Source organism: Micromonospora sp. BQ11, assembly GCF_052068135.1.
In the GTDB taxonomy this organism is placed as follows: Bacteria; Actinomycetota; Actinomycetes; order Mycobacteriales; family Micromonosporaceae; genus Micromonospora.
The window spans coordinates 1-13680 of record NZ_JBQHDB010000012.1 but is presented as its reverse complement, the minus strand read 5'-3'; the positions used below and the strand labels follow the sequence as shown (position 1 = coordinate 13680).

The 13680-nt window shown below is 72.6% G+C and carries 12 protein-coding genes and 3 tRNA genes; 8 read left to right on the top strand and 7 right to left on the bottom strand.

Translation table 11 applies throughout. The features are described from left to right. Position 1 precedes the first annotated feature (1 nt). Both ACTMSW_RS23245 and ACTMSW_RS23240 read right to left on the bottom strand, forming a co-directional pair. Complete coding sequence (locus tag ACTMSW_RS23245) at positions 2 to 895, bottom strand: transketolase family protein (RefSeq protein ID WP_441182794.1); 894 nt, start codon at positions 893 to 895, stop codon at positions 2 to 4. A 2-nt stretch (positions 896 to 897) separates the two neighbouring features. Continuing rightward, positions 898 to 1635: a transketolase gene (locus ACTMSW_RS23240; RefSeq protein ID WP_441182793.1), complete on the bottom strand. Its 738-nt coding sequence runs from the start codon at positions 1633 to 1635 to the stop codon at positions 898 to 900. A 47-nt stretch (positions 1636 to 1682) separates the two neighbouring features. Here ACTMSW_RS23240 and soxR point away from each other — a divergent pair, with 47 nt between their 5' ends. Then, the gene (soxR, locus tag ACTMSW_RS23235) at positions 1683 to 2132 is read left to right on the top strand and encodes a redox-sensitive transcriptional activator SoxR (protein ID WP_441182792.1); all 450 of its coding nucleotides are present in this window, start codon (positions 1683 to 1685) and stop codon (positions 2130 to 2132) included. A gap of 5 nt (positions 2133 to 2137) precedes the next feature. Here the strand turns inward: soxR and ACTMSW_RS23230 are convergent, their stop codons facing one another. Continuing rightward, positions 2138 to 3115 carry an NAD(P)H-quinone oxidoreductase gene (locus ACTMSW_RS23230; protein ID WP_441182791.1) on the bottom strand — a complete coding sequence of 326 codons (978 nt, stop codon included), beginning with the start codon at positions 3113 to 3115 and terminating at the stop codon, positions 2138 to 2140. Between the two features lie 171 nt (positions 3116 to 3286). Here ACTMSW_RS23230 and ACTMSW_RS23225 point away from each other — a divergent pair. Together ACTMSW_RS23225 and ACTMSW_RS23220 are read left to right on the top strand one after the other, a co-directional pair. Beyond that, positions 3287 to 3373: transfer RNA gene (locus ACTMSW_RS23225), tRNA-Ser, on the top strand. 86 nt (positions 3374 to 3459) lie between these two features. Further along, on the top strand, positions 3460 to 3993 hold the full coding sequence (locus ACTMSW_RS23220; RefSeq protein ID WP_441182790.1) for a YbhB/YbcL family Raf kinase inhibitor-like protein: 534 nt from the start codon (positions 3460 to 3462) through the stop codon (positions 3991 to 3993). Between the two features lie 99 nt (positions 3994 to 4092). Here the strand turns inward: ACTMSW_RS23220 and ACTMSW_RS23215 are convergent, their stop codons facing one another. Beyond that, positions 4093 to 4803 carry a class I SAM-dependent methyltransferase gene (locus ACTMSW_RS23215; RefSeq protein ID WP_441182789.1) on the bottom strand — a complete coding sequence of 237 codons (711 nt, stop codon included), beginning with the start codon at positions 4801 to 4803 and terminating at the stop codon, positions 4093 to 4095. 210 nt (positions 4804 to 5013) lie between these two features. On the opposite strand from ACTMSW_RS23215, the gene ACTMSW_RS23210 reads away from it, so the two are divergent. After that, entirely contained in the window at positions 5014 to 6843 is a 1830-nt protein-coding gene (locus ACTMSW_RS23210; RefSeq protein ID WP_441182788.1) for a hypothetical protein, read from the top strand. A 12-nt stretch (positions 6844 to 6855) separates the two neighbouring features. Here ACTMSW_RS23210 and ACTMSW_RS23205 read toward each other — a convergent pair whose 3' ends face one another. Then, complete coding sequence (locus ACTMSW_RS23205; RefSeq protein ID WP_441182953.1) at positions 6856 to 7638, bottom strand: hypothetical protein; 783 nt, start codon at positions 7636 to 7638, stop codon at positions 6856 to 6858. Positions 7639 to 7959: 321 nt separating this feature from the next. On the opposite strand from ACTMSW_RS23205, the gene ACTMSW_RS23200 reads away from it, so the two are divergent. Further along, a complete protein-coding gene (locus ACTMSW_RS23200; RefSeq protein ID WP_441182787.1) occupies positions 7960 to 9477 on the top strand; it encodes a peptide deformylase in 1518 nt (505 codons plus the stop codon). A 170-nt stretch (positions 9478 to 9647) separates the two neighbouring features. Here the strand turns inward: ACTMSW_RS23200 and ACTMSW_RS23195 are convergent, their stop codons facing one another. Then, entirely contained in the window at positions 9648 to 10766 is a 1119-nt protein-coding gene (locus tag ACTMSW_RS23195; RefSeq protein ID WP_441182786.1) for a globin domain-containing protein, read from the bottom strand. 141 nt (positions 10767 to 10907) lie between these two features. Here ACTMSW_RS23195 and ACTMSW_RS23190 point away from each other — a divergent pair, with 141 nt between their 5' ends. Beyond that, positions 10908 to 11678 carry a CPBP family intramembrane glutamic endopeptidase gene (locus tag ACTMSW_RS23190; RefSeq protein WP_441182785.1) on the top strand — a complete coding sequence of 257 codons (771 nt, stop codon included), beginning with the start codon at positions 10908 to 10910 and terminating at the stop codon, positions 11676 to 11678. Positions 11679 to 11699: 21 nt separating this feature from the next. Here the strand turns inward: ACTMSW_RS23190 and ACTMSW_RS23185 are convergent, their stop codons facing one another. Further along, complete coding sequence (locus ACTMSW_RS23185; RefSeq protein WP_441182784.1) at positions 11700 to 13034, bottom strand: hypothetical protein; 1335 nt, start codon at positions 13032 to 13034, stop codon at positions 11700 to 11702. Between the two features lie 146 nt (positions 13035 to 13180). Here ACTMSW_RS23185 and ACTMSW_RS23180 point away from each other — a divergent pair. Continuing rightward, positions 13181 to 13271: transfer RNA gene (locus tag ACTMSW_RS23180), tRNA-Ser, on the top strand. Between the two features lie 36 nt (positions 13272 to 13307). Then, positions 13308 to 13380: transfer RNA gene (locus ACTMSW_RS23175), tRNA-Arg, on the top strand. Positions 13381 to 13680: the final 300 nt, after the last annotated feature.

Below are 13680 nucleotides of genomic sequence, written 5' to 3'. Positions count from 1 at the left end.
CTCAACCCACCGGTGCGGACCGCAAAAAAGTGACGACGGACCGGCGCAGGCCGGTCTCGTCCAGCCCGTGCCAGCGGGTGTGGTCGTCGGCGGTCCCGTACCGCCGCAGTTCCTCCCGGCCCACGCCCAGTGTCAGCAGCCGGTGCGGTCGGTCGGCCAGTGCCGCCGACACCACCCGCGCGGACGTCCCGACCAGGTAGGGCTCGACCAGGATCACGACGTCACCGGCCAGCGCACGCAGGCCGGTGACGTCGAACGGTCGCGGTCGGTTCGTGTACGCCACCGTCACCGGCAGGTCGGCCACCGCGGCCACGGCCGCGTCGAGCGTCGGCCCGACCGCCACCAGCAGCGGCGCACCGGGGCCGGCGTCCCGCACCACCACGAGCGCGCCGTCGCCGCCGCGCGGCTCGTCGTTGCACAGCGCGGAGAGCCGCAGGTACGCCGACCCGTCGCCGCCGACCACCGTACGCAGCAGCGCCGGCACCTCGGCCGGATGGCCGGGGACGTGCACGGTCCAGCCCTGCAGGGTGTCGATCAGCGATACGTCGGCCGGGGAGAGGTGCGTACGCCCGGCCGCCGCCCGGTCGTACGAGGCACCGACGCTGACCAGCACCGCGCCCACACCCTGGTGGTCGAGGTCGAGCTTGAGCTGTTCGTACGCCCGCTCGACGAGGAACGGCGCGTAACTGTGCACGATCGGGCGCAGCCCGGTGAGCGCCAGTCCGCCGGCCACCCCGACCATCAACTGCTCCCGGATGCCCACGTTGAGCACCCGGTCCGGATGCCGGCGGGCAGCCGGGACGAACGCGGCGGCGGAGATGTCGGCCAGCACCAGGGCGGTACGGGGGTCCTCCGCGAGCAGCGCGGTGGTGGTCTCGATGAAGGTGTCTCGCACGGTCACTCCCCGCTGTCGACGGCCGCGACGACGACGTGCGGCCGGTGGTCGTCCTGCCCGGTGAGGGCGGTGTACAGGGCGTCGTGGTCGCGCCCGTCCACGGTGGCGGCGGTCCAGCCGTTCACGGTGAACCGGGACGCCGCCCCGCCCGGCCAGCCGTGGGTGGCCGAGGAGTTGTCGACCACGATCGCGGTCAGGTTGGCCAGGCCGGTGGCGCCCGCGTACGCGATCGCCTCGTGGTTGGAGCCCTCGTCCAGTTCGGCGTCGCCGAGGAGGACGTACACCCGCGGGCGCAGCAGGCCCTGGGCCCGCAGCCCCAGCGCGGTGCCCACGCCCAGTCCCAGGCCGTGCCCGAGCGAGCCGGAGCCGATCTCCACGCCGGGGACCAGCAGCCGGTCCGGGTGGTCGCCGAGCCGGCTGCCCGGGCCGCCCTGATCGTCCAGCCAGTCGACGGGAACGAAGCCCTTGGCGGCGAGTACGGCGTAGTAGCCGGCGACCGCGTGTCCCTTGGAGAGCAGGAACCGGTCCCGCTCCGGGTCGTCGACGGTGGCCGGGGTGATCCGCAGGATCCGGTCGTAGAGGACCTGGAGCACGTCGAGCGTCGAGTAGACGTTCGGGCCGAACTCCCGCCCTGCGCGGACCCGTTCGAGCAGCGCGGCGAGTGTGGCGGGCGGCGGCGTGGGCGCGCCCGGCGGTGGGGCCGGTGCGGCGCCGGCCGCGGTGGCGGTGGTCGTCGTCATGCGGCTAGCCTGCAAGTTCAACCGAACTTCAACTCAAGGGTGACGTGATGCACGAGGCACTCACCATCGGGCAGCTCGCCCAGCGCAGCGGCGTGGCCCCTTCGGCGCTGCGCTACTACGAGCGGCTCGGCCTGATCCGGGCCGAACGCACCGGTGGCAACCAGCGCCGGTACGCCCGCGTCGAGCTGCGCCGGGTGGCGTTCATCCGGATCTCCCAGCAGGTCGGCGTCTCCCTGGAGGAGATCCGGGCCGCGCTGGAGTCGCTGCCCGCGTCGCGTACGCCCACCGCCGAGGACTGGGCCCGGCTCTCCCGTGCGTGGCGCGACCGGCTGGAGGAGAAGATCCGGCTGCTCGGCAAGCTCCGCGACGACCTGGACGGGTGCATCGGGTGCGGCTGCCTGTCGTTGCAGCGCTGCGCCCTCAACAACCCCGGCGACTCCCTGGCCGGGGAGGGACCCGGCGCCCGCCTCGTCCTGCCCCGTCCGACCGACGGTTGAGCTGGTCAGTCGAGGGTGAGCAGGACCTTGCCGACGTGGTCGTTCGACTCGACCAGGCGGTGCGCCTCCGCTGCCTCGGTCATCGGCAGCCGCCGGTCCACGATCGGCGTGACCGTCCCCGCCTCCACCAACGGCCACACCTGCTCGCGTACGCCCCGGACGATCTGCGACTTCTGGTCGAGCGGCCGGGACCGCAGCGCGGTCGCCGCGACGGTGCCCCGCTTGGCCAGCAGCGCGCCCAGGTCCAGCTCGGCCTTGCGCCCGCCCTGCATGCCGATCACCACCAGCCGGCCGCCGTCGGCCAGCGCCGCCACGTTACGGGACAGGTAGGACGCCCCCATGATGTCCAGGATCACGTCGGCGCCCCGGCCGTCGGTGACCGTGCGGACCTCCTCGACGAAGTCCTGCTCCCGGTAGTCGATCGTGTGCGCGGCGCCCAGCCCACGCAGCCGCTCGTGCTTCACCGACCGGGCGGTCACCACGACCCTCGCGCCGAGCGCCGTACCGAGCTGCACCGCGAACGTGCCGATCCCGCTGCCGCCGCCGTGCACCAGCAGCGTCTCACCGGCCGTCAGCCGGGCCAGCTGCACGATGTTCGACCAGACCGTGCACGCGACCTCCGGCAGCGCCGCGGCGTCCACCACGTCGACGCCGGCCGGCACCGGCAGGAGCTGCCCGGCCGGAACCGCCACCCGCTCCGCGTACCCGCCGCCGGCCAGCAGCGCACAGACCTCCCGGCCGACCTCCCACCCGGTCACGTCGGGCGCGATCGCGCTGACCACCCCCGAGCACTCCAGTCCCGGGTACGCGGGCGCACCCGGCGGCGGTGGGTAGAACCCCTGCCGTTGCAGCAGGTCCGCCCGGTTCACGGCGCTGGCCCGCACGTCGACGATCACCTCGCCGGGGCCGGGCTCGGGATCGGGCACCTCGGCCCACACCAGTGCGTCGGGTCCGCCGGGCTCCGGGATCGTGATCGCGCGCATGCCTCCTGTCTACCCCACCGGTCGACCTTCCGTGCCCGGCCCGCGATCAGCCGAGTGGCCGGCCCACAGTGGACCGGTCACCGGTCCCGCCGGCGGGAGCGGTGCCCGCTCGCCCGGGCGCCCGTCATGGCAGACTAGGCACGGCCGCGTACCCCACGGGGACGCGGGCCGGGAGGGTTCGCCTAGTGGCCGATGGCGCTGGTCTTGAAAACCGGTAAGGCAGCGATGTCTTCGTGGGTTCGAATCCCACACCCTCCGCCGACCCGTGTTTCGGTTCGGTCGTGGGGTCGGGCGGGGTAAGAAGGGGCGCAGGACAATCGCGCACACCGGAAGGACCCGTCCCGATGACCCTGGAACGACCGATCGCCCCGGACCCGTACGAGCTGCTGCCGACCGTCTCGGCGTTCACCCTCGCCAGCGACGACGTGCGGAACGGCGAGCCGATGGACGACGCGTACGCCCACACCAGCGTCGGTGGCGACAACGTCTCGCCGGAGCTGCACTGGTCGGACTTCCCGGCGGACACCAAGGGCTTCGTGGTGACCTGCTTCGACCCGGACGCCCCGACCGGAAGCGGCTTCTGGCACTGGGTGCTGGTCAACCTGCCGGTCACCGTGACGCGGCTGCCGCACGGGGCCTCGGGCGACGATCTGGCCGGGGGCTTCACGGTCCGCAACGACTACGGCAGCGACGGGTACGGCGGGGCCGCCCCGCCGCCCGGTGACCGGCCGCACCGCTACGTCTTCGCGGTGCACGCCCTCGACGTCGAGCGCCTGGACGTCACCCCCGACGCCACTCCCGCGTACGTCGGCTTCAACCTGGCCTTCCACACGCTGGCCCGAGCGGTCATCCGCCCGACCTACCAGGTCAAGGAGTAGCCGCCTCCCCGTCGTCGATCATGAAGTTGTCGTCGGGACACGCTGAGCGCGCCGGTGAGAACTTCATGATCGACGGAAGGATCCCCCGGGGGGAGGGGGTCAGGCAGGGACTCGGGCCACCGCGAAGACGGACTGGCCGAACGGGGGGCGGGCGAGCTGTTCCGCCGCCTTGGTGGCGGGCAGTACGAGGGTGTCGTAGACCTTCACCATCGGGCCCTCCTTCGGCATGAGCCGGAAGACCTTGGTCGCCATGAAGTAGCCGATCAGGCCGAGCGCGTTCGCGTAGTGGATTTCTTCCACCGTCAGGCCGGCGTCGGTCATGGCGGCGGCCAGGGTCTTCTTGGTGTACCGGCGGACGTGCCCGGTGGCGATGTCGGCCGGGCTCATCGCGAACTGGAACGCCGGCACGATGATGATGACCGCACCGCCCGGCCGGACCAGGTCGCGCATGCTGCTCAGCGCGCCCACGTGGTCCTCGATGTGCTCCAGCACGTTGTACGACACGGCGGCGCTGTAGCTGCCCCGCTCCGAGTGCGGCAGCAGCATCTGCCGTACCTCGATCGAGGGCTTCTCGGCCAGCCGCTCCTTCAGCGACACCAGGCGGTCCGGGTCGGCCTCGGTGGCGGTGAAGCGCGGCAGATGCTCGGCCCACTCCAGGGCGTAGTCGCCGAGGCCGCTGCCGATCTCGATCGGGTCGTCCCCGAGGTACGGCAGGGCGAGTTCGACGAACCAGCGGCGGTGGTTCACCGCGGTCGCGAGGCCCTCCAGGACCTCGGACTGCACACGCTGATCCCCAGTGATTTCTGCCATGCGTCGATTCCTCACGGTGTGACTCGACCCGCGCCTGGACCGACAGAGTGAATCATCCGCGTGTTACACGGAGGAATCGGGGCACCGTGGTGGCCGAATTGTCGGTCGGGTTGAGGCACGTGATCGGCGGTCGGCGAACCCGGCACATAGTACTCAGTACCCCGAAACATGTCACGGCGGCGCCATAGGCTGACTACCCTACGAACCGTTATGACTACTCCCGAACCGGACCGCCCCGCCGGCTCGCCGGGGGCGTCGGCGGACGCGGTGGCGGAGGACGGTTCTGAGCGGGGAAAACGTCCCGCGAGGGAGTGGTGGCCGGACGCGCTCGCCGTGCTGAGCTTCGTCGTTCCCGCCTTCTGGATCACTGCGCGCCTCTGGCTGGATCCGGCCCGGGGTGTCCGGGACAACCGCACCGACCAGTCCCAGTTCGAGTGGATGATGGCCCACGGTGCGCGGGTGCTGACCGAATTCGTTCATCCGTTCACCTCGGACCGGATGAACGTGCCGGACACCGTCAATTTGATGGCTAATACGTCCGTATTATCCGTGTCGCTGCCAATGACGCCGGTCACGCTGCTCTTCGGACCCCGGACGTCGTTCCTGCTCTTCCTCACTTTCGGAATGATCGCCACCGCCACCGCGTGGTACTTCGTCCTCTCCCGCGTGATCATCGGAAGTCGGGGACCGGCCTGGCTCGGGGCCGCCTTCTGTGCGTACGCCCCGGCGATGGTCTCGCACGCCAACGCCCACCCGAACATCGTCTCCCAGTACGTCGTGCCCCTGATCATCTGGCGCACCCTCCGGCTGGCCGAGCCCGGACGCTGGCTGCGCAACGGTGTGCTGCTCGCGCTGGTGATCGTCTGGCAGGCGTTCCTCAACCTGGAGATCCTGTTCATGACCGCGATCGGCCTCGGCGTCGTGGTCGGGGTGCTCGCCCTCGGTCGGCCGGAACTGCGTGCCCGGGGCCGGACGTTCCTCCCCGGGCTGGGCGTGGCCGCCGGGGTGGCGCTGGTGCTGCTCGCGTACCCGCTCTACGTCCAGTTCGCCGGTCCCGGCGCGTACCAGGGGCTCTCCCGGCTGATCCGGGGCTACTCGACCGACCTGGCGTCGTTCGTGGCCTTCTCCCGGGAGTCGCTCGCCGGCGACGAGCGCGGCGCCCGGGGCCTCGCGAAGAACCCCACCGAGGAGAACGCCTTCTTCGGCTGGCCACTGGTGGTGCTCGTGGTCGCGCTCGTCTGGTGGTTGCGGCGGGACGTCGTGGTACGCGGCCTGGCCGCCGTCGGGCTGCTGTTCGCGGTGCTTTCGCTCGGTCGCGAGATCCAGCTGAACGGCCGGGGTACCGGCGTCGGAGCGCCGTGGGCCGTGCTGGAGAACCTGCCGGTCCTGCACTCCGTGGTGCCGACCCGGTGGGCGCTCGCGATCACCCCCGTCGTGGGGCTGCTCCTCGCGTACGCGGCCGAGCGGGCTCGGCAGCTCGCCCTGCGGCACCCGGACGCCCGCCCGCAGATCCGCTTCGCCACGGTGACCGTGCTGGCCATGGCGCTGGTGCCCCTGCTGCCCACACCGCTGCCCGCCGTCCGCCTCGACCCCACACCCACCTTCGTCACCTCGGGGGCCTGGCGCCCCTACGTGGCCGGCGGGCGCAGCATCGTGACGCTTCCCCTGCCGGACACGAACTACGCCGACCCGCTGCGCTGGTCGGCCGAGACCCGGCTCGAGATGCCCATCGCCCGTGGCTACTTCCTCGGCCCGGACACCCGGCCCGGCCGGCACCGAATCGCGCTCTTCGGCGCCACGCCGCGGCCGACCAGCGACTTCTTCACCGAGATTCGCCGTACGGGCGCGGTGCCGCCGATCACCCCGCAGGCCCGGGTCGACGCGGTCGCCGACCTCCGGTACTGGCGGGCCGGCGCGGTGGTGCTCGGCACGCACCTGTACGCCGACGCGCTGCGTCGGGGCATGACGGAGCTGACCGGGATCCGCCCCACGTACACCGGGGGTGTCTGGCTCTGGGACATCCGCGCACTCACCGACTGAGTGCGGCGGCGTTCAGGGCTGGCGGACGCAGCAGCCCTGGCAGATCTTGGGACTGGGGAGGGTGAACGCGAGGCAGCAGGTCCGTCGCTGCACGGTCGGTTCGCCGGTCGGGCCCGGCACCAGCTCGACCAGGTCGGCGATGTCGAGGGCGCCGAGCAGCGTGTCGATGGTGTCGACCGAGGACCCCGGCAGGCCGTCGGCGGCCCGCAGGATGCCGTTCGCGATGCCGGAGGCCACCGAGCCGAGCAGCGTACGCGCGCCGATCCGGACCTCGGACTGGATCGCGGTGATCATCGGGGCCAGGTGGGCATCGAGCAGTGAGGCCCGGAGGACGGCCAGCAGCTCCGCCTCGTCGGCGACGACCCGGACCTCGGGCAGGCCGGAGAGCGCGAGCGGGTCGGTCGGCAGCACCGCGACCCTGGTCGAGCGGCGCAGGCCCATGGTGAGCAGCTGACGGTGGTCCTCGAAATGGATCAGGACGTCGGCGGGGTCGAGCAGCGGCACCCGCCGCGCCGAGGCCCAGCCGAGCACGACCGGCAGTGCCGTCCAGTAGCTGTACGACTTCCAGGCCAGCGCCGCACACGCGTGCGGGGTGCCGCGCCAGCGCACCGCGGCCGCGCGGAGGAACTCGGGCAGTCGGGTGCCGTCGACCAGCGTGGTGGCCGGGGACCAGCCGAACTCGTCGGTCACCAGTAGGCCCGGCGCGAGGCCGGGCAGCACGTCGGTGCCGAACATGTGCCGCAGGGCGGCGGTCACGGGCGCCAGCGGTGCGGCGGCGACCTCGCGCCCCGGCATGACCGCTGTCACCTGACTCATCCCCCGTCTGAAGCGCCCGATACTGAGCTAAGGCTAGCCTAACCAGAGCACCCGCTCTAAGGGAAGCCTCACCTGAGTCGGATCGAGAGGTCCGGATCACCCGCTCCCGGAAGGGCCATCCGCCGGGTGCGTCGGCGTACTACCCGCGAAGGGGACCCGGAAACGGCGGACGGCGGCGCACGGCCGGTGCAGTATCGACGCTTTTCGTTCTTTCGTCAAGATTCGTGTCGACAACGTGGCAGATCCGTACACGGGCGGCGACGGAACGTGAAACTGGTACTCCCGGCCACGAGGAAGCTGATGACGACCTCACCGCTCGATCGGGCCGCCGACTCCTTCGCGGCCGAACTCGCCCGTCACCGGACCGGGCGAGGGCTGTCCAAGAAGCAACTGGCCAGCCTGATGGGCTTCGACCCCTCGTACGTCAGCCACGTCGAGGGGCGCCGGCACCGTCCGACCGAGGACTTCGCCCGCCGCGCCGAGGCCGTCCTGGAGGCCAGCGGCGCGATCTGGCAGCGCTTCCGGGAGTACGACGAGCTGCGGCACGCCCGGACCGAGAAGGCCCACCGGGACCTGCCCGCCCCCGGACAGTGGATGCCACCGGGCACCGGTCTGATCGTGGAACGGGAACACGCCAGCCTCACCCACCAGGACGACTCCTACCACTGCGTGATCAGCCGGGAGCTGTACAACGCCGGCACCGAACCCGTCACCCGCTACCTGGTGCGCGTCGCCGTCGACCGCTACCCCAACGACCCGGGCCGCTCCAACCGGCACCACCGGGAGCACCCGCTCACCTTCGCCGAGCTGCAACTTCGGGCGCACCGCCGGGACGGCGACGAGCGGGAGCCCATGCACTGGCGGGCCAAGCACGACCGCGACGCGTTCAAGGAGATCTGGCTGCTCTTCGAGAACGCCGACCGACGCTTCGCGCTCTACCCCGGCGACCGCGCCACCATCGAGTACGCGTACACCGTCGGACAGGACAAGTGGGGCCCCTGGTTCCAGCGGGCGGTCCGCGTACCGACGCGACACCTCGCCGTACGCCTGGACCTGCCGGCGTCGCTCGACCCGCAGGTGTGGGGCGCGGAGACCTCGCTCTCGGCGGAGGAGGGCCCGCTGCGGACGCCGGTCGCCCGGCGGACGGAGGGCGACCGGGTGATCTTCGACTGGGCGACCGACGACCCGCCGCTGAACGCGCGGTACCGGATGCAGTGGCGGTTCCGGGCCCGGCCGGAGAGCGAGCCGGAGGAGACCGGCCGGATCCGGCCCAGCGACCGGATGCGCGGCCTCGGCGTCCTCCAGCGCGGCGACGACCTGCTGCGTCAGCCCGCCCGGCCGTTCGACCTGCCGCACGAGGAGCAGGTCGCCCGGGATGTCGTGGACCGGCTCACCAACGCCCTGCTGCGCCTCGACGAGCTGCACCCGTTCAGCAAGGGGGTGGGCATCGCCGCCCCGCAGCTCGGCACCGGCCGGGCCGCCGCGCTCGTCCGACCCCCCGACCGGGGCGCCGACCCCGTCATCCTGCTCAACCCCCGGATCGTCGACGAAGCCGCCGACATCGACGAGCAGTACGAGGGCTGCCTCTCGTTCTTCGACCACCGGGGGCTGGTGCCCCGGCCGCTGCGCATCGACGTCGAACACGCCCGGTTCGACGGCCGGCGGATCATCACGTCGTTCGAGTACGGCATGGCCCGGCTCGTCGCGCACGAGATCGACCACCTGGAGGGGCGGCTCTACGTCGACCGGATGGCGCCCGGCGTGCCGCTGGTGCCGGTCGAGGAGTACCGCGACACCGGCCACCCCTGGCGCTACTGACGCTCCCGGCCCCCCGCGACCGGCGGCACGACCACGTCCGCACCGGTGGGAAGGACGGCGGGGCGGACGTGGTCGTGCGGGGCGGTGCCGGTCCGCCCGTTCGGGGGGACCGGGGTTGCGTGCCCCAGGGGGCGGGGGCACGCAACCCCGGTCCGGGGGGAGGAAGGTCTCTACAGTTCGCCGAAGGTGTCGTACCGCGTCCGGCCGGGCGGAACGTCGTCCTCGGCCAGCACCCGGAGGGTGGCCCGGACCATCCGGGCGGACCCGGACACGTAGCAGTCGTGCGTGGTCCACGGCCCGTACCGGGCGACCACGTCGGAGATGTCGCCCAGCTCGCCGTCGAAGTCCGGATCCTCGCTGCACGCCGGTGTGACCGACAGCCACGGGTGCGCCGCGACCAGCTTCCGCAGCCCGTCCAGGCCGTACAGGTCCTCCTCCGTGCGGGCGCCGTAGAACACGTGCACCCAGCGGGTCCGGTTGTACCCGGCCAGCTCCTCGACCAGGGCCTTCACCGGTGCCAGCCCCACGCCCCCGGCCACCAGCAGGATGTCCCGCTCGGAGGCGCGGTCCAGGGTCATCGACCCCATCGGCGCCGCCAGCCGCAGCAGCTCACCCGGCTGCACCCGGCGCACCAGCGCACCCGAGACCCACCCGGCACCGGCCGGCGTCCGGACGTGGAACTCCAGCACGTTGTCCTCGTTCGGGGCGTTCGCCACCGAGTAGGTCCGCCACACCCGCGGATGGTGCCGGGGCGCCTCGACGCTGACGTACTGACCCGCCTTCCACGGCAGCGGATGCTGAAGGGCGCGTACGGTCAGCACCGCCGTGTCCGGGCCGTGTCGCTCGTGGGTCAGCACCTCCGCGTGCCAGAACGGCGGGTTGTCGTCGGCCGCCGCCCCGGCCAGCATCTTCTCCGCAATGGCCGCGTACGCGTCCCGCCACGCCTGGTCGTACTCCAGGTTCCAGCCGTCACCGGCGGTGCTGCGCAGCGCGTCCAGCAGCGCGACGCCCATGGTCTCGTAGTGCTTCGCGTCCACGTGGTACTTGCGGTGGTCCCGGCCGAGCGCCCGGAGGAACTCGTCGAAGCTCTCCGGGTCCTCCACCGTGTGGATGGCGGTGATGATCGCTTCCAGCAGGCGGTCGCCCTGCCCGGTCATCTGCACCGGGAAGAGCTTCCGCAGGTCGGGGTCGAGCAGGAACAGCCGGGCGTAGAAGTGGCCGGTCAGCCGTTCCCGGTCCTCCTCGACCAGGGTCCAGCTCTCCTTCAGCAACCGCGCGACGTCGTCCACGGGCGCTCCTTCTCCTGAGGGCGGATCGGGCATCCATAGAATGTCCACGGAGCGTGTCGACCGGTCGCACAGAATGTGCGATCGGCTCACGAGGGTCATTCGGCGGTGCCGCCGGCCACCCCCGTCGGGCACAGTGGTGCGGTGACCGTTCAGCTGGACCGCCCGGTGGCCCGTCGCACCCTGGGCACCGAGACGCTGCTGGTGCTGGGCCTCTCCCTCGGGCAGTCGGCCGTCTACGCGCTGGTCTCGATCGTCGCCAAGCTCACCGCCGAGGGACCGCTGTCGGCGCAGACCGCCGCGCTGAACACCTCCCGGTCCACGCGGCCGTACCTGGACCTCACGTACCAGCTGCTCGGCATCGCCTTCGCGCTGCTGCCGGTGCTGCTCGCCGTACACCTGCTGGGGCGGGATCCCGGCGACCCGGCGCGGACCCTCGGCCTGGACGCCCGGCGGCCCGGCCAGGACCTGGCCCGGGGCGCCGGCCTCGCCGCGCTGATCGGCCTGCCCGGCCTCGCGCTGTTCTGGGCGGCCGCCCAGCTCGGGGTCAACGCCAGCCTGGTGCCGGCGGCGCTACCCGACCTCTGGTGGACCGTGCCGGTGCTGATCCTCGCCGCCGTGCAGAACTCCGTGCTGGAGGAGGTGATCGTGGTCGGCTACCTGGTGACGCGCCTGCGGCAGCTCCAGTGGCGACTCGGCGCGATCATCGCCACGAGCGCGCTGCTGCGCGGGTCCTACCACCTCTACCAGGGCTTCGGCGCCTTCGTCGGCAACGTCGTGATGGGCGTCGTGTTCACCCTCTTCTACCTGCGCACGAAGCGGGTGATGCCGCTGGTCGTCGCGCACACGCTGCTCGACGTCGCGGCCTTCGTCGGGTACGCCCTGCTGCCCCGCGAATGGTTCGACTGGCTCTGACCGTCGGCGGGCCGCGGCGGGTCAGCCTTCGCGGGTCGGACGGTAGGCCGCGACGGCGCGGGCCGCCAGGCGCTCGGCCGCCGCCGCGTCGCCGGTCGCCGCCGCCAGCACCGCCGCCCCCGGCAGCAGACGGGACGCCACCCGCAGCGCCAGCCATCCCCCGGCCTGCGCGGCGAGGGGTGTCGCCAGCCGCCAGGCCGCCTCCGCCGCCCGGGCCCACGGCTCCTCACCCGGCCCGTCCAGGTCCCGGGCGGCGTTCAGAGCCGCCCGTGCGCTGACCGCGTCCGGGTGCACCTGGGTCAGCACCAGCAACTCCACCGCCCGATCGGGATGACCCGGGTCACGGCCGTACGCCGCCGCCAGATGCAGCACCAGGTTGGCCTGGGTCCACAGCACGGCCGCCAGTTCGGCCACCGGTGCCAACAGGCCGGCCACGGCCGCGACCGCACCGCCCGCGCCGGCCTGCCGCACGAACCGCCGCGTGGCGAGGCGGGCCAGGCCGTCGTCGCCCGCATCCGGGTACGCCGACCGCAGCCGCCCGGCCCACTCCCGCGCCCGCGGCCCGACCGCCTCGACGGCGGCCAGGGCCAGCAGCTCCGGGGCGAACCCCGGGTGGTCGAGCACCTTCCGGCCGACCCGGCTCAGCTCCGACCCGGGCGTACGCCCCGACGCCGGCTCGACGCCCGGTACGGGCGCGAGGTCCGGCGCCTCCGTCGTACGCGCTCTCGCTGCGGTCTTCCTCGCCGCCGGTGGCGCCACCGGCGCGGCCGGCGTTGCCTTCTTCGGTGCGGCGGCCTTCGCGCGCGCAGCCGCCTTTCGCGGCCGGGCGCCCGTACCGGAGGCGGGGGCCGGGCCGGTGGGAGTGGTGTCCTCCCCGGAGGCCGTCCCGCCGGCGGCGTCCCTCGCCGGGCTCGTCTTCTTCGCCGAGGCTGCCCGCTTCGTGGGGGTCGCCCGCTTCGCGGGTGCCGCCTTCCTCGCTCCCGGCCGCCCGATCGTCGCAGGCCCGGTGGTCTCCTCCGGCCCCGCCGGCTCGGCGGTGGCATCGGCGGCGGTGTGCGGCGGATGACCGGCGACGTCGGCGGTGTCACGAGCGGCGGCCGGTGCCTCCGGTTCGGCGGCGGGAGCGGGCGGCTCCGGACGTGCCTTCTGGCGCGGGAGCACCTCGTCCACCTCCGGTGGTTGGAAGAGCACGACCGGTGCCGGCTTCGCCCGCCGGGTCGGTCGTGCCCCGTCGTCCGGTTTTCCGGGGGGCTCGGACGGTGCCGGCGGTGGGGTGAAGGTCGCCTTGGGGGAGCGTCGCCGCCCTCCCGCAGCAGGCTCTCGGCGGGTGGGCTCGCTGGGCGGCTGCTCCTGCATATCGAAGGAGCGTAGCGGCGATCACGTTCCGGCACAGCGGTCGCCGCGAGGGCGTCGGCACCTCGGTCCCGCGGAGGCGGGAAGTCGTTTTGCTCCCGGTGGGTGGGGACCTGTATCCTCGGGCGCGGTGGTCTGCGGGCCACCGAGGAGACTTCGCCTAGTCTGGTCTATGGCGCCGCACTGCTAATGCGGTTGGGGTCTTAAAGCCCCTCCCGGGTTCGAATCCCGGAGTCTCCGCGCGAAAGCCGGGTGTGTAGACTGGCTGAGCACCGAGCGCCCGTAGCTCAATGGATAGAGCATCTGACTACGGATCAGAAGGTTAGGGGTTCGAGTCCCTTCGGGCGCACAAGATCAAGAGAGCCTGACCTGCGGAAACGCGGGTCGGGCTCTCTGCTTCTTCGTCCCTTGTGGACGGTTGGCTGCTCGGTGGCTGCTGGACGGCTGGCGGTGGTGGCTGACCGCAGCAGGACGAGCACCTGACTCGGCGGCTGTCGCTGATTGCTGGGGTCACCGTGCCGGTGATGGTGAACGTAGGTAGGCGGAAGCCCCGCGGTCCCTGTGAGCCCCGTCTCCGGCCAGGCCACGCGGCCATGTTCCGGATCGCGCGGCGCAGGTAACCGGCTCACCGGCCGCCCGGGAAAGATCA

Excerpts from the sequence above, each read along its gene's own strand:
- ACTMSW_RS23240 (WP_441182793.1), bottom strand. The coding sequence starts at position 1,635 with ATGACGACGACCACCGCCACCGCGGCCGGCGCCGCACCGGCCCCACCG.
- soxR (WP_441182792.1), top strand. The coding sequence starts at position 1,683 with ATGCACGAGGCACTCACCATCGGGCAGCTCGCCCAGCGCAGCGGCGTG.
- ACTMSW_RS23230 (WP_441182791.1), bottom strand. The coding sequence starts at position 3,115 with ATGCGCGCGATCACGATCCCGGAGCCCGGCGGACCCGACGCACTGGTG.
- ACTMSW_RS23220 (WP_441182790.1), top strand. The coding sequence starts at position 3,460 with ATGACCCTGGAACGACCGATCGCCCCGGACCCGTACGAGCTGCTGCCG.
- ACTMSW_RS23215 (WP_441182789.1), bottom strand. The coding sequence starts at position 4,803 with ATGGCAGAAATCACTGGGGATCAGCGTGTGCAGTCCGAGGTCCTGGAG.
- ACTMSW_RS23210 (WP_441182788.1), top strand. The coding sequence starts at position 5,014 with ATGACTACTCCCGAACCGGACCGCCCCGCCGGCTCGCCGGGGGCGTCG.
- ACTMSW_RS23205 (WP_441182953.1), bottom strand. The coding sequence starts at position 7,638 with ATGCCGGGGCGCGAGGTCGCCGCCGCACCGCTGGCGCCCGTGACCGCC.
- ACTMSW_RS23200 (WP_441182787.1), top strand. The coding sequence starts at position 7,960 with ATGACGACCTCACCGCTCGATCGGGCCGCCGACTCCTTCGCGGCCGAA.
- ACTMSW_RS23185 (WP_441182784.1), bottom strand. The coding sequence starts at position 13,034 with ATGCAGGAGCAGCCGCCCAGCGAGCCCACCCGCCGAGAGCCTGCTGCG.